Source organism: Streptomyces sp. NTH33, assembly GCF_003236365.1.
In the GTDB taxonomy this organism is placed as follows: Bacteria; Actinomycetota; Actinomycetes; order Streptomycetales; family Streptomycetaceae; genus Streptomyces.
The window spans coordinates 1-22687 of record NZ_POTZ01000071.1; the positions used below are offsets into that span (position 1 = coordinate 1).

The window sequence follows — 22687 nt, forward strand, 5'->3', positions numbered from 1 at the left end:
GGCCCGGGGGGCCGGGGCGGCCTCGGTACGGGACCGTGCCTGTGCCGGCTCCGGCGTGGTCAGCGCCACGGGAAGGGCCAGGCTGAGGCCGAGGACGGCAAGGAGCACTCCGGGTCTGCGGGGCGGTCTGCGCACGACGCGTGTCCTTCGACGGAGGGAGGAGTCAGGAGGCTGCTTGCCCCATCGTGCTCGATCGTGCCGATGATTGGGCGTCAGCATCCACCTGTCAACGCCCGTCGGTCGACTCCCCTCACGCCGACCGGCGGAACCCGATCGTCGGTACGGCCCTGCGCCGCGGCCACGGCTCGACGCAGGCCTCCGGCACCAGGTCCTCCAGGAAGGCGTACCGCCGCAGCGCCGCCGGGTCCTGGCCCTCGACCGACTGCACCCGGCGCCACCAGGCGGCGACCTCGGACCAGCCGGGAGCCGACAGCGAGCCGCCGAACTCCTGTACGGACAGGGCGGCGGTGAGGCCGGCGAAGGCGAGGCGGTCGGCCAGGGGCCAGCCGGCCAGGGTGCCGGTGACGAAGCCGGCCACGAACACGTCGCCCGCGCCGGTCGGGTCCAGCGCCTCCACCGCGATGGCGGGCACCTCGGCGCTCTCCCCCGTGCGCCGGTCGACCGCGTAGGCGCCCTCCGCGCCGAGGGTGACCACCGCGACCGGCACGAACTCGGTGAGCGCGTGCGCGGCGGTGCGCGGGCAGTCGGTGCCCGTGTAGCGCATCGCCTCCTCGGCGTTGGGCAGGAACGCCTCGCAGTGCTCCAGGTCGGTCAGGGCCGCCAGGTCCCAGGCGCCGGTCTCGTCCCAGCCGACGTCACCGAAGACGCGGGTGCCCTCGCCCGCGGCCCGGGCGATCCAGGGGGCGGACCGGCCGGGGGTCAGGGAGGCCACGGCGGCCCGCGCGCGGGGCCGGCACTCCGGGGCGCCCTCCTGGAGGAACACGGCCTCCGGGGGCGGCTCGTGGCCGTGCGAGACCATCGTGCGCTCGCCCTCGTACGCCATGGAGACGGTGACCGGCGAGTGCCAGCCGGACACGGTGCGGGACGGGGACAGGTCGATGCCCTCGCCCTGTTCCAGGGCGTCCCAGCAGTAGTCGCCGTAGTGGTCGTCGCCGAAGGCCGCCGCCAGGGATGTCCGCAGGCCCAGGCGGGCCAGCGCGGTCGCCATGTTGGCCACGCCGCCGGGGCTCGACCCCATCCCGCGCGCCCAGGACTCCGTCCCGCGCACCGGGGCGGAGTCGAGCCCGGTGAAGACGATGTCGAGGAAGACGGTGCCCGTCAGGTAGACGTCCCAGGGCGGGTCGTCCGCCGTGCGCAGCCGGGCCAGCGGGTCGACCTGGGGGTGGAGGTGGGCGTGCGGTGCTCCACCGATGTACTCCCGGTCCTCCGGGTACTCCGGGTACTCCCGGTGCTCCGGGTGCTCCGGGTGCTCCGGGTGCTCCGGTTCCTTTCCGGTGGACGTGCTGGACGGGGTCACGGTGCGCTCCCTGACGTGGTGCGGGTCCGGCCAGTGTGCACCAGAGCACCGACAGCGCGCCGGTGCCGCACGCCGCGGGAGGCGCAGGCCCCCTCGGCCTACCGGCGCGGGGTCGCCGGGGCGGTCCAAAAGGAGACGGATATACCCCGTCAACGGGGCCGGTCTCTAAGGGAATTCGTACGCCTCCACCTCGGCCAGGTACCGCCGGCGCCGCTCCTCGTCGTGTTCCAGGAAGGAGGCGAGGAAGGAGTTGCGGGCCAGTTCGCGCAGGCGGTCCTCGGTGAGGCCCAGGGTGTCGCGCACGGCGTCGAAGTTGTCGCCGACGTAGCCGCCGAAGTAGGCCGGGTCGTCGGAGTTGACCGTGCAGAGCAGGCCGGCGTCCAGCATGGCGGGCAGCGGGTGGCCGGCGAGGGTGTCGACCGCGCGGAGCCGGACGTTGGACAGGGGGCACAGGGTCAGCGGGACGCGCTCGCGGACCAGGCGGTCGACGAGCTCCGGGTCCTCCATGCAGCTCAGCCCGTGGTCGACGCGTTCGACACCGAGCACGTCCAGGGCCTGCCTGATGTACTCCGGCGGGCCCTCCTCACCGGCGTGCGCCACGCGCCGCAGGCCGAGGGCGGCGGCGGCCTCGTACACCTCGCGGAACTTCACCGGCGGATGCCCAGCCTCGGCCGAGTCCAGGCCGACGCCCGTGATCCGGTCCAGGTACGGCTCGGCGGCCCGCAGGGTCTCCAGGGCCGACTCGGCGGACTCGTCGCGCAGGAAGCACATGATCAGCCGGGTGGAGACGCCGTGGTTCTCCTCGCTGCGCCCCAGCGCCCGCCACAGCCCCTCGACGACCGTGCCCATGCCGACCCCGCGCGCGATGTGGGCCTGCGGGTCGAAGAAGATCTCCGCGTGCCGCACGCCCTGCGCGGCGGCGCGGGCGAGGTAGGCGTTCGCGAGGTCCTCGAAGTCCCGCTCGGTGCGCAGGACGGCCATGAGCTCGTAGTACAGGTTCAGGAAGGACTGCAGGTCCTCGAAGCGGTAGGCCGCGCGGATCTCGTCGGTGTCCGCGTACGGCAGCTCGACACCGTTGTGCTCGGCGAGCGCGAAGGCCAGCTCGGGCTCCAGGGTGCCTTCGACGTGCAGGTGCAGTTCGGCTTTCGGCAGGGGCATCGAAGCATCGTACGGCCTGGTCAGCGGCGTTTCGGAACCGGCACCCGCAGCAGGTCCCGCGCCACGGTCAGCTCCCCCTCGAAGCCGGCCGTCCGCGCCTGCCGCTCGAACTCCTCCGCGTCGTCGTAGCGCTGGCTGAAGTGGGTGAGCACGAGGTGCCGCACTCCGGCGTCCCGGGCCGCGCGGGCGGCCTGTCCGGCCGTCAGGTGGCCGTACTCGACGGCGAGCCGCTCGTCCTCGTCGAGGAAGGTCGACTCGATGACGAGCAGGTCGCAGCCCTCGGCGAGCGCGTGCACCCCGTCGCACAGCCGGGTGTCCATGACGAACGCGAACCGCTGACCGCGCCGCACCTCGCTCACCGCCTCCAGCGAGACCCCGTTCAAGGACCCCTCCCGCTGGAGGCGGCCCACGTCGGGGCCCTCGATCCCGTGCGCGGCGAGCCGGTCGGGCAGCATCCGGCGCCCGTCGGGCTCGACGAGCCGGTAGCCGTAGGCCTCCACGGGGTGGGAGAGCCGGCGGGCCTCCAGGGTGTACGCCGGCGTCGTCGCGAGGACGCCGTCGGCGTCGACGGGGACCTCCGTGAGCCGGACGGTCTCGCGGTAGGCGGTGGCGTACCGCAGGCGGTCGAAGAAGCGCTGGCCCGAGCGCGGGTAGTGCGCGGTGATCTCGTGGGGCACCCGGTCGAGGTTGATCCGCTGGATCACCCCCGCGAGGCCCAGGGAGTGGTCGCCGTGGAAGTGGGTGACGCAGATCCGGTCGAGGTCGTGCGCGCCGACCCCGGCGCGCAGCATCTGCCGCTGGGTGCCCTCGCCGGGGTCGAACAGGATGCCCTCGCCGTCCCAGCGCAGCAGGTAGCCGTTGTGGTTGCGGTGCCGGGTCGGAACCTGGCTGGCGGTGCCGAGGACGACCAGTTCGCGGGCGGACACGGCCGGCCTATCCGGGGGGCCACTCGAGGCCGCGGCCGCCCAGGACGTGGGCGTGGGCGTGCCAGACGGTCTGGCCGGCGCCGGAACCCGTGTTGAACACGATGCGGTAGCTGTCCAGTTTGTCCTCGTCGGCGACCGCCTGCGTCTCGCGCAGGACGTCCGCGGCGAGGTCCGGGGCGGCGGCGGCGAGGACGGCGGCGTCCTTGTAGTGCGCCTTGGGGATCACCAGGACGTGGGTGGGCGCCTGGGGGTTTATGTCGCGGAAGGCGACGGTGGTGTCCGTCTCGCGGACGATCGTCGCGGGGACCTGGCCCGCGACGATCTTGCAGAACAGGCAGTCGTCCTGGGGTTCCCCAGCCATGCGGTGTCTCCTCGGGTTGATCCAGTACGGGGCATGGTACCGAGGGTGGGAAAAACAGCCCGTCCACGGGGGCATCCCCTGCTCGAAGAGCTCGGGGCAGTTCGAGCACGAGGCCGTTCGGGCCGGAGCGGTGGCCCGGGGGCGGCAGCCCCCGGGACGTCAGGGCAGCGAGGGCGGAGTCTTCGCGGGCGTCGCCTCCAGGGCCTCCAGGGCGATGCGGACCGCCTCGTCGAGCTGGGCGTCGCGGCCCGCCGCGTGGTCCTGCGGGCGCTGGACGACCTCCACGTCCGGGTCCACCCCGTGGTTCTCCACGCCCCACTCGTAACCCTCCAGCCAGAACGCGTACTTCGGCTGGGTGATCAGCGTGCCGTCGACCAGGCGGTAGCGGCTGTCGATGCCGACGACGCCGCCCCAGGTGCGCGTGCCGACGACCGGTCCGATGCCCAGCGCCTTGATCGCCGCGTTGACGATGTCGCCGTCGGAGCCGGAGAACTCGTTGGCGACGGCGACGACCGGCCCCCGGGGCGCGTCCATCGGGTAGCTCTCCGGCCGCATGCCGCGCGGCAGGTCCCAGCCGACGATCCGCCGGGCCAGCTTCTCCACCACCAGCTGGGAGGTGTGGCCGCCGCGGTTCTCGCGGACGTCCACGACCAGGCCCTCACGGGTTACCTCCACGCGCAGGTCGCGGTGGATCTGCGCCCAGCCGGGCGCCTGCATGTCCGGCACGTGGAGGTAGCCGAGCCGGCCGCCGGACTTCTCGTGGACGTAGGCCCGGCGGTCGGCGACCCACGCGTGGTAGCGCAACGGCTCCTCGTCGGCGACGGGGACCACGACCGCGTGCCGGGGGTCGCCCCCGCCGGCGGGCGAGACCGTGAGCTCGACCGGCTTGCCCGCCGTACCGGTCAGCAGCGGGCCGGGCCCGGTCACCGGGTCGACCGGCCGGCCGCCGACCGCGACGATCGCGTCCCCGGCGCGCACCGCGACGCCGGGCGCGGCCAGCGGGCTGCGCGCGTCCGGGTCGGAGGTCTCCGAGGGCAGGATCCGGTCGATGCGCCAGCTGCCGTCCTCGTGCCGGGAGATGTCCGCGCCGAGCAGCCCCTGCCGGGCTCCGTGGCCGTGGCCGCCGTTCGGCATGACGTAGGCGTGCGAGGTGCCGAGCTCGCCGTGCACCTCCCACAGCAGGTCGACCAGGTCGTCGTGGGTGGCGACGCGGTCCAGGACGGGCCGGTAGCGGTCGAGGACGCCGTCCCAGTCGACGCCGCCCATGTCCGGCCGCCAGAAGTGGTCCCGCATGATGCGGCCGGTCTCCTCGTACATCTGCCGCCACTCGGCGGCCGGTTCGACGGTCTGCCGGATCCGGCCGAGGTCGACGGTGATGTGGGAGTCGCTGTCCTCGTCGCCGGAGGCGCGGCGGTCGCTGGGGACGACCTTGAGCTTGCCGTCGGTCCACAGCAGGGCGCGCTTGCCGTCGCCGCTGACCTCGAAGTGGTCGGCGTCGGCGGCCAGGTGCTCGATGCGCTGCTGGACGAGGTCGTAGCGCTCCAACTCGGTCTTGGGGTCGGGGTCGTCGGGCGTGGCGCGGGAGGCGCCGAGGACGCCGCGCACCGGGTGCCTGAGCCAGAGCACGCCGCCCTTGGCGGCGCGCAGGTTGGAGTAGCGGGCGGCCTCGACCGGGAAGGGCACGATGCGGTCGGCGAGCCCTTCGAGGTCGACACGGGTCGCCGGGGTGCCCTCGCTGTCGGGGGTCTCCTCCTTGTCGGGGGCCTCGGAGGGCCGGCCGTGCCGCTGCGGGCCGAACGGGGAGGGCGTGGTCGCGGCCAGGGTGATCAGGTGCGGGCGGGAGCCCTCGACGAAGGCCAGGTCGAAGACGTGCTCGTCGTAGACCGGGTCGAAGGAGCGGTGGGAGAGGAAGGCGAGGTGCTTGCCGTCGAGGGTGAAGGCGGGGGCGTAGTCGCGGAAGCGCAGCGGGGTCGCGTCGGTGACCGACAGGTCGGTGGTGTGGGCCAGACGGAGCTGGCTGAGCGGGCGCGGACCGGGGTGCGACCAGGCGAGCCAGGTGGAGTCGGGAGAGAAGGCGAGGTCGCCGACGTCCCCGTGCTCGCTGCGGTCGACCTCCCGGATCTCGCCGGTCTCGCGTTCCACGAGCAGCAGCCGGCCGTCGTGCGAGGCGACGGCCACGCGGCTGCCGTCGGGGGCCATGGCGAGCTCCAGGACCCGGCCGAGCCGCCCGGTGCCCAGCCGGCGCGGGGTGGCGCCGGGCGCGAGGCCGGTGGCGGGCGCGAACTCCAGGGCGTCCTCGCCCTCCGCGTCCGTCACCCACGCCACCCACTCCTCCCCCGCGGCGCGGAAGGTGCGCGGCATCCGGTTCCGCACGCCGGGCTCGGCGGCGAGCGCGCGGGCGGGACCGGAGCGGTGGGTGACCCAGTGGACGGCACCGCGCACCGAGACGGCGCTGCCGCGCGCGGTGTGGTCGGGGGCGGCGGAGCCGAACCAGCGGGAGGCGTCGACCGGGTAGGGCCGCAGGTCCGCGCGGGGCCCGCCGAGGCGGATGTCCAGGCGCCGCGGTTCGGCGCCCTCGAGGTCGTCGAGCAGCCACAGTTCACCGGCGCTCGAGTAGACGACCCGGGTGCCGTCGGTGGCGGCGTGCCGGGCGTAGAAGCCTCCCAGGGGGGTGTGCCGGCGCAGGTCGGAGCCGTCGGCGAGGGAGGAGTACAGGGCGCCGGTGCCCTCGTGGTCGGACAGGAACGCGATCCTCTCCCCCACCCACAGCGGGTACTCGAGGTTGCCGTCCAACTCCTCGTGCAGCCGTACGAACTCGCCGGCACCTTCCCCGTCGCGGACGTCCCGGTCGATCCACAGCTTGCCCGCCGTGCCGCCCCGGTACCGCTTCCACCAGGCCGCCTCACGGCCCATCGGCGCGGACAGCAGCACGGTGTGCGGGCCGTACGCGACGTCGCCGACGGGCCCGTACGGCAGGGTGGTGGCCGGTCCGCCGTCGAGCGGGACGGCGCGGGCCCAGGTGCGGCGCAGACTGGCCTGGCCGTGGGTGCTGATCGCGAGGACCTCACCGTCCGGGGTCCAGCCGAGCACCTGGGTCCTCCGGCTGCCCCAGTGGGTCAGGCGCTTGGCGGAGCCGCCGTCGACGGGGGCGACGTGGATCTCGGGTTCGCCGTCGCGGCTGGAGGTCCAGGCGACGGTGGTGCCGTCGGGCGAGATGCGGGGATGGCTCACCGGCACGTTGTCGGCGCTGACCCGCCAGGCCCTGCCGCCGTCCAGCGGCGCGAGCCACACGTCGTCCTCGGCGGTGAAGGCGACCAACTCGCCGTGCGGATGCGGAAACCGGAGATACGCAGACGATGCGGACTGAGTCACCAGATCACCCTACGCAGCGGCGGCGGCCACCGACAGGGGGCGGGATCACCTGCCGCGCGCGCCACACCGCGAAAGCCGGTGCCTCACTTGCCCTGGACGGGCCGGCAGACGGGGTCGTCCGGGCACCGGATCGTCCGCGTGACCGTCACCGTGACCGTCGGGCCCGGCTGCCCTTGGGGGGGCCGGTAGGTGACGGGCGGCCGGTACGTCGGCCCGGTCGTGGCGTCGCAGTCGCCGAGGCCGCGCACGTGGAACCACACCTTCCCACCCACCTTGGCGGTCAGGTCCCCGCGCACACAGGCGCCGTCGACCGCGCGGGTGACCTTCCCGGTGACGGTGATCTTCCGGCCGTCCTTCGTCTCCCCCTGGCAGTCGACGGTGACCACGGTGGTCCCGGACGCCGACGGCGTCGGCTTCCCCGGCGTGTACGCCCCGCCGCCGCCGTAGTCGCCCGTGCAGGTGAGCCAACGCACGGACGCGTGCTGCCGGTTCAGCTCCGCGGTGGCCGTCCTGTCGGTCGTGTACGCCACCGACGCGGCGTTCAGCCCACCGGGATCACACGCGACGGCACCGCCCGCGGCGACCACCGCGAGCACCGTCCCGGCCAACACCCGCCGCCCGCGCGGCAGATACGGAATCCGCCTCAATGCCCCCATGCACGACAGCCTGCCACCGCCGTGCCCCACGCGGTAGACGGAACACGGCCAGGACCGGTCCGGCGGACCGGGGAGGAAAACGGTTCGTGGACCGGTCGCCCGGCTCCTGGCATGACGCTCATGATCACCCGTGGATTTGTGGACGGAGCCGGGCGGCGGGTTGCCCTGGACCAGGTGGACGACGGGAACTGGCGTGCCGTGGCGGACGTCGCCCCACTGGACGACCAGCGCCGCTTCGTTCCCGCGCTGGCGGCTCGCTACCTGCTGTTGTCGATGCGTGACCAGGTCTGGCACTCGTTGGCGGTCCGTGCCGATGGGACGGTGGCGGGGCACATCATGTGGGCCCGCGACGAGGACGGTTCGTACTGGATCGGCGGCATGCTGATCGACGGGGCCGAGCAGGGCAAGGGAGTGGGCCGGGCCGCGGTGCGAACGCTCATGGGATGGCTGGCGGAGCGGGACGACTGCCAGGAGCTCCGCCTGTCGTATCACCCGGACAACGTCGCGGCCGAACGCCTGTACTCCTCACTGGGGTTCCGGCCGACGACGGCTGTGGAGGGGGACGAGGTGGTCGCCGGTCTCAGCGCGCGAACGGTGCTTGCCACGGAACTCGGGGCAGGGCCGTTGACTGTCCGCTGACTGTCCGCCCGGCTTCATGGCGTTCCCTGTAGGTCGCGTCGTCCGGGTCGTCTCGTCCGGGTCGTCTCGTCCGGGTCGTCTCGTCCGGGTCGTCTCGTCGAAACGGTGCGGTGCCCGGTCGCCCCCGCAGGTCAGGACCAGCGGCCGGTGCGGCCCAGGAGCAGGGCGGCCGCCGCCGTGCCGGCGGTCGACGTGCGCAGCACGGTGCGTCCGAGCACGTACGTCTTCGCCCCCGCCTCCCGGAACATCGCCAACTCCTCCGGGGAGACACCGCCTTCGGGGCCGACGACCAGCACGATCTCGCCCTCGGCGGGGAGTTCGGCGGTGGCCAGGGGTTCCTCGCCGGTCTCGTGGAGCACGGCGGCGAAGTCGGCCTTGGCCAGAAGTGCGGCAACCTGCTTGGTCGTCGCCGCGTCCGCGACCTCGGGGAAGCGGATCCGGCGGGACTGCTTGCCGGCCTCGCGGGCGGTCGAGCGCCACTTGCCGAGCGCCTTCAGCCCCCGGTCGCCCCTCCACTGCGTGATGCAGCGGGAGGCGGCCCACGGCACGATCGCGTCGACGCCGACCTCGGTCATGGTCTCCACGGCGAGCTCTCCCCGGTCGCCCTTGGGCAGGGCCTGGACGACGGTGATACGGGGGGCCTCCGGCGGTTCCTCGGTCAGGGACTCCAGGTCGGTGATCACCAGCCGGTCCTTGCCCTCGGCGGCCTTCACCACGCCCTCGGTCCAGCGCCCCCGGCCGTCGGTGAGCACCACGTCCTCGCCCGGCCGCAACCGCTTGACCGAGACCGCGTGCCGCCCCTCGGGCCCGTCGAGCACGAACTCCGTCCCGATGCCGTCCAGTTGGTCGACAATGAACACCGGCGCGGTCATCGCGCACCACCTCCTGTCGCCGGACGGGCCGACAACTCCGCCCTGGCCGCTTCGAGTTCGTCCATCAGCACCTCCACCAGCCGCCCGGCGGGCAGCTCACGGGCCATCCGGTGGCCCTGACCCGCCCACAGCGCCATGCCCTGCGCGTCACCCGCCTTGGCGGCCGCCTTGCGCAGGGGTGAGGTGAGGTGGTGGACCTCCGGGTAGGCGGCGGGCGCGTACGGGCCGTGCTCCCGCATGAAGCGGTTGACCAGCCCGCGGGCCGGCCTCCCGGAGAACGCGCGGGTCAGCTCCGTACGCGGGAAGACGGGGTCGGTGAGTGCCTGCTTGTGCAGGGCGTGTGCGCCGGACTCGGGGGTGGCGAGGAACGCCGTGCCGAGCTGGGCCGCGCTCGCGCCCGCCGCGAGTACGGCGGCGATCTGGCTGCCGCGCATGAGGCCCCCGGCCGCGATGACCGGGATGTCCACCGCCTCACGGATCTGCGCGACGAGCGAGAGCACGCCGATCCCGGCGCCGTCGCTCTCCGGCAGGTCGCGGTGGGTGCCCTGGTGGCCGCCGGCCTCCACGCCCTGGGCGATCACCGCGTCCGCGCCCGACCGGTCCACGGCGAGCGCCTCCTCGGCGGTGGTCGCGGTGACGAGGACGAACGTGCCGACCCGGTGCAGGGAGTCCACCACCTCGCGGGCGGGCACGCCGAAGTGGAAGGAGGCCACCGGTACCGGATCGTCCAGCAGCACCGCGAGTTTGGCGTCGTAGCCGTCGTCGCGCCCGTTCTCCGGATCGCCGAGCTCGGTGTCGTACCAGCCGGCCTCGCCGGCCAGCTGCTGGGCGTAGAGGTCCACGGCGCCGGACTCGGCGCTCTCCGGCTGCGGCATGAACACGTTGACGCCGAAGGGGCGGCCGGTCAGCCCGCGCAGCTGCTTGACCTCCTGGTACATGCCGTCGGCGGTCTTGTAACCGGCGGCGAGGAACCCCAGTCCGCCCGCGTCGGACACGGCGGCCGCCAGCTCCGGCACCGAGGGACCGCCCGCCATGGGTGCCTGCACGATCGGGTGCGGGAAGAGATCGGTCAGCGCGGAGGACATGACCGCATGGTGTCACGTCCTCCCTACAGGTCCGCATCCGGGCGACCTCCGGCATATGCCGGAGGCATCCCCGTCAACGGCCGCCGGGCAGACGCGTCAGCGACCGTTGAACGCATCCTTCAACCGCGCGAACAGCCCCTGCTGCCCCGGCTGACTGTGCCCGCCCGGGGGCCGACCCCCGGACCCCCAGCCAAGCTCCACGCCCACGTCAGCGACCGTTGAACGCATCCTTCAACCGCGCGAACAGCCCCTGCTGCCCCGGCTGGAACTGCCCCTGGGGGCGCTCCTCGCCGCGCAGCTTGGCCAGTTCGCGCAGCAGGCGCTCCTGCTCGGGGTCGAGCTTGGTCGGGGTCTGCACCTCGACGTGCACGATGAGGTCGCCGCGACCGCCGCCGCGCAGATGCGTGACGCCCCGGCCGTGCAGCGGGATCGACTGGCCGGACTGGGTGCCCGGGCGGATGTCGACCTCCTCCAGGCCGTCCAGGGTCTCCAGCGGCACCTTGGTGCCGAGGGCCGCCGCGGTCATCGGGATGGTGACCGTGCAGTGCAGGTCGTCGCCGCGCCGCTGGAAGGTCGGGTGCGGCAGCTCGTGGATCTCGACGTAGAGGTCACCGGCGGGGCCGCCGCCGGGGCCGACCTCACCCTCGCCCGCGAGCTGGATGCGCGTGCCGTTGTCCACACCGGCCGGGATCTTCACGGTCAGCGTGCGGCGGGCGCGGATGCGGCCGTCACCGGCGCACTCCGGGCACGGGGTGGGCACCACCGTGCCGAAGCCCTGGCACTGGGGGCAGGGGCGGGAGGTCATGACCTGGCCCAGGAAGGACCGGGTGACCTGCGAGACCTCACCGCGGCCGCGGCACATGTCGCACGTCTGGGCGCTGGTGCCGGGGGCCGCGCCCTCGCCGTTGCAGGTGTTGCAGACGACGGCCGTGTCGACCTGGATGTCCTTCGTCGTGCCGAAGGCCGCCTCGTCCAGCTCGACCTCGAGCCGGATCATCGCGTCCTGGCCCCGGCGCGTACGCGAACGCGGTCCGCGCTGCGACGCCGTACCGAAGAACGCGTCCATGATGTCGGAGAAGTTCCCGAAGGAGCCCGCCCCGAAGCCGGCGCCCGCGCCGGCGCCGCCGGACTGCGAGAGCGGGTCGCCGCCGAGGTCGTAGACCTGCTTCTTCTGCGGGTCCGACAGCACCTCGTAGGCGGCGTTGATCTCCTTGAACCGCTCCTGGGTCTTCGGATCCGGGTTGACGTCCGGGTGCAGCTCGCGCGCGAGCCGCCGGAAAGCCTTCTTGATCTCTTCCTGCGACGCGTCGCGACGCACGCCGAGAACGGCGTAGTAGTCCGTGGCCACCTACGACTCCGCCAGGATCTGTCCGACGTACCGTGCCACTGCGCGTACCGCTCCCATCGTTCCCGGGTAGTCCATGCGGGTCGGTCCGACCACGCCGAGCTTGGCCACTGCCTCGCCGCCCGAACCGTAGCCGACCGACACGATGGACGTGGAGTTGAGTCCTTCGTGGGCGTTCTCGTGACCGATGCGCACGGTCATGCCCGGATTCTGCATCTCACCGAGCAGCCTCAGCAGGACGACCTGCTCCTCCAGCGCCTCCAGAACGGGCCGGATGGTGAGCGGGAAGTCGTGCGCGAAGCGGGTCAGGTTGGCGGTGCCGCCGATCACCAGCCGCTCCTCGTTCTCCTCGACGAGCGTCTCCAGGAGAGTGGACAGCACGGTCGAGACGGTCCCGCGGTCCTCGACGTCGAAGCCCTCGGGCAGATCCTCCACCAGCTGCGGGACGTCCGTGAAGCGGCGGCCGGCGACCCGGCTGTTCAGCCGCGCCCGCAGGTCGGCCAGGGACGTCTCCCCGAAGGGCGCGGGGCAGTCGACCATCCGCTGCTCGACCCGGCCGGTGTCCGTGATCAGCACCAGCATCACGCGCGCGGGCGCGAGCGACAGCAGCTCCACGTGCCGCACGGTCGAACGGGTCAGCGACGGGTACTGCACCACGGCGACCTGCCGGGTCAGCTGCGCGAGCAGCCGCACCGTGCGGGCCACCACGTCGTCGAGGTCGACGGCACCGTCGAGGAAGTTCTGGATGGCGCGCCGCTCCGGCGCGGTCATCGGCTTGACCTCGGCCAGCTTGTCGACGAACAGGCGGTACCCCTTGTCGGTGGGGATACGGCCGGCACTGGTGTGCGGCTGGGCGATGTAGCCCTCTTCCTCCAGGGCCGCCATGTCGTTGCGGACCGTGGCCGGCGAGACGCCGAGGCCGTGCCGCTCGGTCAGGGCCTTGGAGCCGACCGGCTCCTCGGTTCCGACGTAGTCCTGGACGATGGCGCGCAGCACTTGAAGCCTTCGCTCACTGAGCATCGCGCACACCTCCAGAATCACTGATCGGCTTCCCCGTCTGGCACTCGGCGCATACGAGTGCCAGCTTTACCCCGCCCAGTGTACGGCTGTCGGGTACACCCCGGGCAAGGCCGGGCGCGACGGCCTGCGAGGTCGGGGCCGGGATCATCCGGGATCGGCCGGGATGTCGCACCCCCGGCGCCACCGATAGCGTCACCGTTATGACGGTGGCTTGGGAAGAGCTGGGATGGGAACGGCTTGCGGACGGGGTCGGGCGGTGCCGCCTGCCCGGATGGGACTGCACGACCGGGCTGGTCGTCGGGGAGGGCGCCGCGCTGATGGTCGACGCGGGTTCGAGCCGCGCGGAGGGCGCGCGGTTGCGTGTGTGGGCGCAGGCGCTCGCTGGTGGTGTGACACATCTCGCGCTCACCCACCCGCACTTCGACCACGTCTTCGGGGCGGCGGAGTTCGCCGGCGCGGAGATCTTCGCCGCCGAGGGCGCGGACGCGGTGTTCGGCGACAGCGGCGAGCGCGCGGAGCTGCGCGGGGACGCGGTGCGCCAAGGGCTGGACGCCGGGGAGGCCGAGGAGGCGGCGGACGCCCTGGTACGGCCCGGCCGTGAGGTCCGCGACCGGCTCACCCTCCGGCTCGGTGGCGGGCGGGAGGTGCTGCTGGCGAACATGGGCCCGGCCCACTCCACGCACGACCTCGCAGTGGTGGTGCCGGGCGACCCGACCGTGGTGTTCTGCGGCGACCTGGTCGAGGAGTCCGGCGAGCCCCAGGCGGGCCCCGACGCCGTACCGGCCCGGTGGCCCGCCGCCCTCGACCGGCTGCTGGCGCTCGGCGGCGAGGACGCTCTGTACGTACCGGGTCACGGAGCGGTGGTGGACGCGGCCTTCGTCCGGGCCCAGCGCGACGCCCTGGCCGCACGCTTCGGCGTGTCGCACTGATCGCGTACGGGTCTGTCCATATCGTCACTCGAATGCGCCAGTACTCCCCCGACCTGACTCCGCCGTGGAAGAAACCCAAGGCCGTGTCCGAGGTTCCCGCCGAGCCCGGCCTGGTGGTGGAGGAGCCGGGCACCGGCTTCTGCGGGGCGGTGATCCGCTGCGAGGCGGGCACGGTGACGCTGGAGGACCGCTTCGGCAAGCACCGGGTCTTCCCGCTCCGGCCCCGCGGCTTCCTGCTGGAGGGCCGGGTGGTCACCCTGGTGAAGCCGTCGTCCGGTCCGGTACGGCCCACCCGCACAGCATCCGGTTCGGTCGCCGTCCCCCAGGCACGCGCGCGCGTGGCCCGCGCCGGGCGCATCTACGTCGAGGGTCGGCACGACGCCGAACTGGTCGAGAAGGTGTGGGGCGACGACCTGCGCGTCGAGGGCGTGGTCGTGGAGTACCTGGGGGGCGTCGACGACCTGCCGGCGATCGTCGAGGAGTTCGCGCCCGGCCCGGACGCCCGCCTCGGTGTCCTGGTGGACCACCTGGTTCCCGGCACCAAGGAGTGGCGCATCGCCGAGTCGGTGACCGGGGAGCACGCCCTGGTGGTCGGTCACCCGTACATCGACGTCTGGGAAGCGGTGAAGCCCTCCTCGCTCGGGATCGAGGGCTGGCCCCGCGTCCCCCGCGGCCAGGACTGGAAGACGGGCGTGTGCCGCGCCCTGGGCTGGCCGGAGAACACGGGCGCGGCCTGGCAGGGCATCCTGGCGCGCGTGCGGTCCTACAAGGACCTGGAGCCGGAGTTGCTGGGGAGGGTGGAGCAGCTGATCGATTTCGTGACCGACCCCGCCTGACCTCCCCCGCCTGACCGGATCAGTCCACCAGATCCCGCACCACCGCGTCCGCCAGCAGTCGCCCGCGCAGTGTCAGCACCGCTCGCCCCTCCTCGTACGGACCGGACTCCAGCAGCCCGTCCGCCAGCGCCCGCCGCGAAGCCACCAGCCCCTCCTCCTTCAGCAGCGACAGCGGCACCCCCTCACGCAACCGCAGCTCCAGCAGGATCCGCTCCACCCGCCGGTCCTCCTCCGTGAGGAGTTCCCGGCCGGCGCCCGGGGAACGGCCGGAGGCGAGGGCCGCCGCGTACGCGCCGGGGTGCTTGACGTTCCACCAGCGCACACCGCCCACGTGGCTGTGCGCACCGGGGCCCGCGCCCCACCAGTCGGCGCCGCGCCAGTACAGCTCGTTGTGCAGGCAGCGACCGGCTCGCGAGGTGGCCCAGTTGGAGACCTCGTACCACTCGAAGCCCGCCGCGGACAGCGTCTCCTCGGCGATCAGGTAGCGGTCGGCGTGCACGTCGTCGTCCGTCGTCGGGACCTCGCCCCGCCGGATCCGCCGGGCGAGCTGCGTGCCCTCCTCCACGATCAGCGCGTACGCCGACACATGGTCGGGCCCGGCCCCGAGGGCCGCGTCCAGCGAGGCCCGCCAGTCGTCGTCGGACTCGCCGGGCGTGCCGTAGATCAGGTCGAGGTTGACGTGCTCGAAGCCGGCCGCGCGCGCCTCGGCCACGCAGGCCTCGGGACGCCCGGGCGTGTGCGTGCGGTCGAGGACCTTCAGCACGTGCTGCTTCGCGCTCTGCATTCCGAAGGAGATCCGGTTGAAGCCCCCCTCCCGGAGCGCGGCCAGGTAGGCCGGGCCGACCGACTCGGGGTTGGCCTCCGTGGTGATCTCCGCGTCGGCCGCGAGGCCGAACTCGTCGCGGATCGCCCCCAGCATCCGCACCAGGTCCTCCGCGGCCAGCAGCGTGGGCGTGCCGCCGCCGACGAAGACCGTGCGGACCTCGCGCGGGTCGTCGCCGAGCACCTTGCGGGCGAGACGGACCTCGTCGACGAGGATCCCGGCGTAGTTGTCGCGGGAGGCGAGCACCCCGCCGGTGCCGCGCAGCTCGGTGGCGGTGTAGGTGTTGAAGTCGCAGTAGCCGCAGCGGGTCGCGCAGTAGGGGACGTGCAGGTAGAAGCCGAGGGGCCGGCCGGCGGCCCCGGCGAGCGCGTGCGCGGGCAGCGCGCCGTCGCCGGGTACGGGCTCGCCGTCGGGGAGTGCGGAAGGCATGCGTTCCATTGTCCAGCACCCGGACGGCTGCCCGGCCGCTACTCCGCCTGGAGGACCAGCAGGGCGAGGTCGTCGTCCGGCGGGCGGTCCCCGAACTCGTGCACGAGCCGCCGGATGCGCTCGGCGACCGGTTCCGCGTCGAGCCCGGCGCAGCCGGCGAGGGCCGTGGCGAGCCCGTCGCCGTCGTCGAACTGGCGGGAGCCGGAGCGCCGCTCGGTGACGCCGTCGGTGACGCACAGCAGGGTGTCGCCGGGGCCGAGGTCGAAGGACTCGCAGGTGTACGTCTCGTCCTCGATCACCCCGAGCAGGGTCTGCGGCCGGGCGACCGTACGCACGTCCCCGTCGCGCCCGAGGACCAGCGGCAGCGGGTGCCCGGCGCTGGCGAGGGTGCAGCGGACGCCGCCGTCGAAGGGGGCGCGGCCGCCGGCGGCCACCAGGACGCGGGCGGCGGCGTCGGCGGCCTCGGTGGCGTCGTCGAGGAGGAGCTGGTTGAGGCGGTCGAGGACGTCGGCGACGCCGTATCCCTCGCGGGCCAGCAGCCGCAGCCAGGGCCGGGCGAGCCCGATGACGACGGCGGCCTCGGGTCCCTTGCCCTGGACGTCGCCGACGGCGAAGCACCAGCGGCCGTCGCCGGCCGGGAAGAGGTCGTAGAAGTCGCCGCTCGGGCCGCCCTGGTCGCACGGCTCGTAGACGAGGGCGCTGCGCATGCCGGGGATCTCGGCGACCGCCCCGGGCAGCAGTCCGCGTTGCAGTACGGCGCTGATGGTGGCCTGCCGGGCGTACTGGCGGGCCGCGCCGATGGCGAGCGCGACCCGGCGGCCGAGGTCCTCGACCAGCCCGGTGACCTCGTCGGGGAAGCGGGGCAGCCCGGTCCGTCCGATGACCAGCGTGCCCAGCGGGCGGCCGCCGGCGATCAGCCGGTACGCGAGCGCCGCGCCGTGGGCCGCGTGCGGGCCGAGGGCCTCCGCGGGCCAGGGGTAGGGGACGGGCCCGGAGCGCAGGCCGTCGCCCGGGCGCGGCGGGTCCTTCTCCAGGGCGCGGCGCAGCTCCTCGATGTGGTTCTCGCTGCCGTGCCAGACGCGGGCGAGCCGTGGCCCGGCCACGCCGGTGCCGTCGCTCCAGCCCGCCCCGCCGTCGTCCCCGCTCCAGTGGGAGGACCCCCACCGCGCGGTGGACTCGTCCTCCAGCCACACCGCGCACCAGTCGGCCAGCCGGGGGACGAGCAGCTGTCCGGTGAGCGAGGCGACCAGGCCCTCGTCGAGCTGTCCGGCGAGCAGGTCGGAGGCCTCGGCGAGGAAGGACAGCGCGCCCCGGCCCAGCCACTCCCGGTCCCGCCCGGCGTACTGCGGCCCGGGCGCGAGGAGCTCGGCGGCGGCGAGCCCGCGCTCGGCGTCGTAGGCCTGTGCGCTCTCGCCCACCGCACTGCCCTCGGCGGGCAGCCGCGCCCACACCGTCTTGGCGCCGGTCCGGTAGGTGATGCCCCAGGCCTCGGAGAGGGCGGCGACCAGGCTCAGGCCGCGACCGTACTCGGCGGGCTCGTACGGCGCCTCGTCGCCGTGGTCGCGGGGGGCGCGCGAGGGGTGGTGGTCGCAGACCTCGATGACGCAGGCGCCGGTCCCGGGCTCCAGCCGGAAGGTCAGTTCGACGTCGGTACCCGCGTGCACGACGGCGTTGGTGACCAGCTCGCTGGCCACGACGGCGGCGTCCTCGGCCAGCCGCTCGGCGATCACGCATCCGAGGTCCGCCCACTCCGTCAGCGCCGTGCGCAGCAGTGCGCGGGCGGAGCCGGGCGCGAGGGGGCTGCCGGGCAGCGTCGTACACACCTCCGTGCGCGCCCCCGCGCCGTGGTGCGTGGTCGCGCCGGAGGCGTGCGCGGGCACCTCGGAGGCACGGGAGGCGGTCTCCCGTTGCGTCGGAACGGCCCCCATGTGCGGCTCCCCGAGCAGTGCGGACGAAACGGTTCGGTCGATGGGGACAGGGTGACAGACCGACCGCGCCCATAAGCAAGGAGTCACCGAAATGGGTCGTCGGGCAGGAGGACCGCGCTACAGAAATGATCAAACACGGGCAGACCCGGACCCGCCCGAACGTATCCGGTGATCGGCACCCGCGCCCCCGCGGGGGCGCGGGTCCGTGACGTCGTGCGGCTACGCCTCTCGCGCGCCCGCGTACATCTCGTCGATCAGGTGCTTGTACTCCCGTTCCACCACGGGCCGCTTCAGCTTCAGGCTCGGGGTGATCTCGCCGTGCTCGACGTCGAGGTCGCGCGGCAGCAGGCGGAACTTCTTGATGGTCTGCCAGCGCTGCAGGCCCTCGTTGAGCCGCTTGACGTAGCCGTCGACCATCTCCACCGTCCGCGGCGCGGCGACGACCTCGGCGTAGGACTTGCCCGCCAGGCCGTTCTCCTTGGCCCACTCCAGGATGGCGGCCTCGTCGAGGGCGATGAGGGCGGTGCAGAAGTTCCGGTCGGCGCCGTGCACGAGGATGTTGGAGACGTAGGGGCACACCGCCTTGAACTGGCCCTCGACCTCGGCGGGCGCGATGTACTTGCCGCTGGAGGTCTTGATGAGGTCCTTCTTGCGGTCGGTGATGCGCAGGTAGCCGTCCGGGGAGAGCTCGCCGATGTCTCCGGTGTGGAACCAGCCGTCGGACTCCAGGACCTCGGCGGTCTTCTCGGGCAGCTTGTGGTAGCCCTCCATGATGCCGGGGCCGCGCAGCAGGATCTCGCCGTCGTCGGCGATGCGGACCTCGGTGCCGGGCAGCGGCTTGCCGACGGTGCCGGTGCGGTAGGCCTCGCCGGGGTTGACGAAGGAGGCGGCGGAGGACTCGGTGAGGCCGTAGCCCTCCAGGATGTGGATGCCGGCGCCGGCGAAGAAGTAGCCGATCTCCGGGGCGAGGGCGGCGCTGCCCGAGACGCAGGCGCGCAGCCTGCCGCCGAAGGCCTCGCGGATCTTGGCGTAGACGAGCGTGTCGGCGACCTTGTGCTGGGCGGCCAGGCCGAAGGGCGCGGAGCGGGTGCCGGTGCGCTTGAAGTTGTCCTGGGTGACCTTGGCGTACTCGCGGGCGACCTCGGAGGCCCACTGGAAGATCTTGTACTTGGCCGCGCCGCCCGCGCGGGCCTTGGCGGCGACGCCGTTGTAGACCTTCTCGAAGATGCGCGGGACGGCCGCCATGTAGGTGGGCCGGACGACCGGCAGGTTCTCGATGATCTTGTCGACGCGGCCGTCGACGGCGGTGACGTGGCCGACCTCGATCTGGCCGGAGGTGAGGACCTTGCCGAAGACGTGGGCGAGCGGCAGCCACAGGTACTGCACGTCGTCGGCGCCGACCAGGCCGGTGGCGGCGATCGCCTTGGCCATGTACGACCAGTTGTCGTGCGGCAGCCGGACGCCCTTGGGGCGGCCGGTGGTGCCGGAGGTGTAGATGAGGGTGGCGAGCTGGTCCTTGGTGATCGCGCCGACCCGCTCCTTGATCAGCGAGGGGTGCTGCTCCAGGTGGGCGGCGCCGCGGCTCTCCAGCTCGGCGAGGGTGAGCACCCAGTCGTCCGTCTCGACGCCGGCCGGGTCGATGACCACGACGTGGTGCAGCTCGGGCAGCTCGGCCCGCTTCTCCCGCACCTTGGCCAGCTGGCCGGCGTCCTCCGCGACGAGGACCCGGCTGCCGGAGTCGGAGAGGATGAACGCGGACTCGTCGGCGTTGGTCTGCGGGTAGACGGTGGTCGTGGCGGCGCCCGCGCACATGATGCCGAGGTCGGCGAGCATCCACTCCACGCGGGTGGCGGAGGCGAGCGCGACCCGCTCCTCGGGCCGCACGCCCAGTTCGATGAGTCCGGCCGCGATCGCGTAGACCCGCTCGGCGGACTGCGCCCAGCTCAGCGACTTCCAGTCGTCCGGTCCCTCGCCGGAGGCAGGGGGTACGGGGTAGCGGTAGGCCTCGGCGTCCGGTGTGGCCGCCACGCGCTCCAGGAAGAGGGCCGCCACGGACGGCGGACGGTTCTCGATCAGGGTCTGTGCGTCGCTCACGACATCCTCCGGGGCCCGCGACATCGCGGCTGGCTCAAGTGCGGCTGGGTTGACTCACGGGGGTGGTTCAGGGCGGGGTGGTTCGGACTGCTGTTTAACTCGCGAGTAACTATCGGGCAGGCATCAGCGTAAAGGGCTCCCGGCCACCGCGTAAGGGGCTGTGGCCTGTCGCTTCCCACAGAGCGCTACCACGCATACGCGCGGAGCCCGCCGCACTCGTGTACGACGGGCCCGATTCCACCCGGTTCGCCGCGGTGGCGACCGGTGGGCGACTACTTCTTGCCCTTGCCCGCACCCGCGCTGTCATCACTGGAGAGCACCGCGATGAAGGCCTCCTGCGGAACCTCCACGGAACCCACCATCTTCATGCGCTTCTTGCCCTCCTTCTGCTTCTCCAGCAGCTTCCGCTTGCGGGAGATGTCACCGCCGTAGCACTTGGCGAGGACGTCCTTGCGGATGGCGCGGATGGTCTCGCGGGCGATCACGCGGGAGCCGATGGCGGCCTGGACGGGCACTTCGAAGCTCTGCCGCGGGATGAGCTCCTTGAGCTTGGCCACGAGCCGGACGCCGTACGCGTACGCCTGGTCCTTGTGGGTGATCGCCGAGAAGGCGTCCACCTTGTCGCCGTGCAGCAGGATGTCGACCTTGACCAGGGTGCTGCTCTGCTCTCCGGTGGGCTCGTAGTCCAGGGAGGCGTAGCCACGGGTCTTGGACTTCAGCTGGTCGAAGAAGTCGAAGACGATCTCGGCGAGCGGGAGGGTGTAGCGAATCTCGACGCGGTCCTCGGAGAGGTAGTCCATGCCGAGGAGGGTGCCGCGGCGGGTCTGGCACAGCTCCATGATCGCGCCGATGAACTCGGTGGGCGCGAGGATCGTGGCCCGCACCATCGGCTCGTACACCTCCGCGATCTTCCCCTCGGGGAACTCGCTGGGGTTGGTGACCGTGTGCTCGGTGCCGTCCTCCATGATCACGCGGTAGACCACGTTGGGGGCGGTGGCGATCAGGTCGAGGCCGAACTCGCGCTCGAGCCGCTCACGGATCACGTCCAGGTGGAGCAGGCCGAGGAAGCCGACGCGGAAGCCGAAGCCGAGGGCGGCGGAGGTCTCCGGCTCGTAGACCAGGGCGGCGTCGTTGAGCTGCAGCTTGTCCAGCGCCTCGCGCAGCTCGGGGTAGTCGGAGCCGTCCAGCGGATACAGGCCCGAGAAGACCATGGGCTTGGGCTCCTTGTAGCCGCCCAGCGGCTCCTCGGCACCCTTGGACTGCACGGTGACGGTGTCACCGACCTTCGACTGGCGGACGTCCTTCACACCGGTGATCAGGTAGCCCACCTCGCCGACGCCGAGACCGTCGGCGGGCAGCATCTCGGGCGAGTTGGTGCCGATCTCCAGCAGCTCGTGCGTGGCGCCGGTGGACATCATCCGGATCCGCTCGCGCTTGCCCAGCTGACCGTCGACGACACGGACGTACGTCACGACGCCCCGGTAGGAGTCGTAGACCGAGTCGAAGATCATCGCGCGGGCGGGGGCGTCGGCGACGCCGACCGGGGCCGGGATCTCCTGGACCACCCGGTCGAGCAGCGCCTCGACGCCCAGGCCGGTCTTCGCGGAGACCTTCAGCACGTCGTCGGGGTCGCAGCCGACCAGGTTGGCCAGCTCCTCGGCGAACTTCTCCGGCTGCGCGGCCGGCAGGTCGATCTTGTTGAGCACCGGGATGATCGTGAGATCGTTCTCCATCGCCAGGTAGAGGTTGGCGAGGGTCTGGGCCTCGATTCCCTGGGCCGCGTCGACGAGGAGGATGGTCCCCTCACAGGCGGCGAGCGACCGCGACACCTCGTAGGTGAAGTCGACGTGCCCCGGGGTGTCGATCATGTTGAGGATGTGCGTGTTGCCGGGCTCGTGGGTGGGGGCCCACGGCAGACGCACCGCCTGGGACTTGATCGTGATGCCGCGCTCGCGCTCGATGTCCATACGGTCGAGGTACTGAGCGCGCATCTGCCGCTGCTCGACCACGCCGGTCAGCTGGAGCATCCGGTCGGCGAGCGTGGACTTGCCGTGGTCGATGTGAGCGATGATGCAGAAGTTGCGGATCAGAGCCGGGTCGGTACGGCTCGGCTCGGGCACGTTGTCAGGGGTCGCGGGCACGCAGGGTCCTGTTTCTTGAGGCGCCTTATGCCTCGGGTCGGATCGATACGTAGTCTCCATGGTCCCACGGGCGGGGGACCGGTGACCGGTTTGGGCCGCCCGATGGGCCACTGGTAGCGTGGGGGGCTGTGTCTCATGCCCTCATCAGCGCGAGGCACGCCCCAAGAAATCACCGGTGCGGGACCCGTGCGGCCCCGTGCCAGAACCTGAAAAGGCTCATTCGTGGCGAACATCAAGTCCCAGATCAAGCGGAACAAGACCAACGAGAAGGCCCGGCTGCGCAACAAGGCCGTCAAGTCCTCTCTGAAGACCGCGATCCGCAAGGCCCGCGAGGCCGCTGCCGCGGGTGACGTCGAGAAGGCCACCGAGCTGCAGCGCGTTGCCGCGCGTCAGCTCGACAAGGCCGTCTCGAAGGGCGTCATCCACAAGAACGCTGCCGCCAACAAGAAGTCGGCGCTGGCGACCAAGGTCACGACCCTCAAGGGCTGAACCCTTACCTTGATCTGACGCCGGAAGGACCCCGGGCGGGCCCTCTCTCATCCGCCCCCGGCCGGCACCCCTGGATCCGCGCGCGGCCTGCGTTCGCCACGCGGGCG

Annotated in this window: 18 protein-coding genes; 4 read left to right on the forward strand and 14 right to left on the reverse strand. The window is 72.8% G+C overall.

Annotated features, from left to right (window positions below; genetic code table 11):
• Nucleotides 1-250 precede the first annotated feature (250 nt).
• From C1I97_RS10130 to C1I97_RS10155, 6 genes are all read right to left on the reverse strand, one after another.
• Nucleotides 251-1372, reverse strand: coding sequence for a carbohydrate kinase family protein (locus C1I97_RS10130; RefSeq protein ID WP_258382505.1), 1122 nt, complete (start codon nucleotides 1370-1372; stop codon nucleotides 251-253).
• 270 nt (nucleotides 1373-1642) lie between these two features.
• The gene (locus C1I97_RS10135) at nucleotides 1643-2635 is read right to left on the reverse strand and encodes an adenosine deaminase (RefSeq protein WP_181446663.1); all 993 of its coding nucleotides are present in this window, start codon (nucleotides 2633-2635) and stop codon (nucleotides 1643-1645) included.
• 20 nt (nucleotides 2636-2655) lie between these two features.
• Complete coding sequence (locus tag C1I97_RS10140; protein ID WP_111002888.1) at nucleotides 2656-3561, reverse strand: ribonuclease Z; 906 nt, start codon at nucleotides 3559-3561, stop codon at nucleotides 2656-2658.
• Between the two features lie 7 nt (nucleotides 3562-3568).
• Nucleotides 3569-3922: a histidine triad nucleotide-binding protein gene (locus tag C1I97_RS10145; RefSeq protein ID WP_111002889.1), complete on the reverse strand. Its 354-nt coding sequence runs from the start codon at nucleotides 3920-3922 to the stop codon at nucleotides 3569-3571.
• A 159-nt stretch (nucleotides 3923-4081) separates the two neighbouring features.
• On the reverse strand, nucleotides 4082-7294 hold the full coding sequence (locus C1I97_RS10150) for a S41 family peptidase (protein WP_181446664.1): 3213 nt from the start codon (nucleotides 7292-7294) through the stop codon (nucleotides 4082-4084).
• Nucleotides 7295-7377: 83 nt separating this feature from the next.
• The gene (locus C1I97_RS10155) at nucleotides 7378-7950 is read right to left on the reverse strand and encodes a hypothetical protein (protein ID WP_258382504.1); all 573 of its coding nucleotides are present in this window, start codon (nucleotides 7948-7950) and stop codon (nucleotides 7378-7380) included.
• Nucleotides 7951-8070: 120 nt separating this feature from the next.
• Here C1I97_RS10155 and C1I97_RS10160 point away from each other — a divergent pair, with 120 nt between their 5' ends.
• Nucleotides 8071-8589 (forward strand): GNAT family N-acetyltransferase, encoded by a 519-nt coding sequence (locus tag C1I97_RS10160; RefSeq protein WP_111002901.1) that lies wholly within the window; start codon nucleotides 8071-8073, stop codon nucleotides 8587-8589.
• 131 nt (nucleotides 8590-8720) lie between these two features.
• Here C1I97_RS10160 and C1I97_RS10165 read toward each other — a convergent pair whose 3' ends face one another.
• From C1I97_RS10165 to hrcA, 4 genes are all read right to left on the reverse strand, one after another.
• The gene (locus C1I97_RS10165) at nucleotides 8721-9461 is read right to left on the reverse strand and encodes a 16S rRNA (uracil(1498)-N(3))-methyltransferase (protein WP_111002892.1); all 741 of its coding nucleotides are present in this window, start codon (nucleotides 9459-9461) and stop codon (nucleotides 8721-8723) included.
• A complete protein-coding gene (locus C1I97_RS10170; RefSeq protein ID WP_111002893.1) occupies nucleotides 9458-10546 on the reverse strand; it encodes a nitronate monooxygenase in 1089 nt (362 codons plus the stop codon). The genes C1I97_RS10165 and C1I97_RS10170 overlap by 4 nt, the downstream gene beginning before the upstream one ends.
• 208 nt (nucleotides 10547-10754) lie before the next feature.
• Nucleotides 10755-11894: a molecular chaperone DnaJ gene (gene dnaJ / locus C1I97_RS10175; RefSeq protein WP_111002894.1), complete on the reverse strand. Its 1140-nt coding sequence runs from the start codon at nucleotides 11892-11894 to the stop codon at nucleotides 10755-10757.
• Nucleotides 11895-12911: a heat-inducible transcriptional repressor HrcA gene (gene hrcA / locus C1I97_RS10180; RefSeq protein ID WP_111002902.1), complete on the reverse strand. Its 1017-nt coding sequence runs from the start codon at nucleotides 12909-12911 to the stop codon at nucleotides 11895-11897.
• Nucleotides 12912-13111: 200 nt separating this feature from the next.
• Here hrcA and C1I97_RS10185 point away from each other — a divergent pair, with 200 nt between their 5' ends.
• Nucleotides 13112-13840 carry an MBL fold metallo-hydrolase gene (locus C1I97_RS10185; protein WP_111002895.1) on the forward strand — a complete coding sequence of 243 codons (729 nt, stop codon included), beginning with the start codon at nucleotides 13112-13114 and terminating at the stop codon, nucleotides 13838-13840.
• A gap of 32 nt (nucleotides 13841-13872) precedes the next feature.
• Nucleotides 13873-14676: a DUF3097 domain-containing protein gene (locus C1I97_RS10190; protein ID WP_111002896.1), complete on the forward strand. Its 804-nt coding sequence runs from the start codon at nucleotides 13873-13875 to the stop codon at nucleotides 14674-14676.
• 19 nt (nucleotides 14677-14695) lie between these two features.
• Here C1I97_RS10190 and hemW read toward each other — a convergent pair whose 3' ends face one another.
• The 4 genes from hemW to lepA all read right to left on the reverse strand — a co-directional run bounded on the left by hemW (nucleotide 14696) and on the right by lepA (nucleotide 22091).
• Nucleotides 14696-15928 (reverse strand): radical SAM family heme chaperone HemW, encoded by a 1233-nt coding sequence (gene hemW / locus C1I97_RS10195; RefSeq protein ID WP_111002903.1) that lies wholly within the window; start codon nucleotides 15926-15928, stop codon nucleotides 14696-14698.
• A gap of 38 nt (nucleotides 15929-15966) precedes the next feature.
• Nucleotides 15967-17856, reverse strand: a complete 1890-nt coding sequence (locus tag C1I97_RS10200) for a SpoIIE family protein phosphatase (protein ID WP_111002897.1) — start codon at nucleotides 17854-17856, stop codon at nucleotides 15967-15969.
• Between the two features lie 219 nt (nucleotides 17857-18075).
• Nucleotides 18076-19950: an AMP-dependent synthetase/ligase gene (locus tag C1I97_RS10205; RefSeq protein WP_111002904.1), complete on the reverse strand. Its 1875-nt coding sequence runs from the start codon at nucleotides 19948-19950 to the stop codon at nucleotides 18076-18078.
• Nucleotides 19951-20222: 272 nt separating this feature from the next.
• Nucleotides 20223-22091, reverse strand: a complete 1869-nt coding sequence (gene lepA, locus C1I97_RS10210) for a translation elongation factor 4 (RefSeq protein WP_111002898.1) — start codon at nucleotides 22089-22091, stop codon at nucleotides 20223-20225.
• A 222-nt stretch (nucleotides 22092-22313) separates the two neighbouring features.
• Here lepA and rpsT point away from each other — a divergent pair, with 222 nt between their 5' ends.
• Nucleotides 22314-22580 carry a 30S ribosomal protein S20 gene (gene rpsT / locus C1I97_RS10215; RefSeq protein WP_111002899.1) on the forward strand — a complete coding sequence of 89 codons (267 nt, stop codon included), beginning with the start codon at nucleotides 22314-22316 and terminating at the stop codon, nucleotides 22578-22580.
• Nucleotides 22581-22687: the final 107 nt, after the last annotated feature.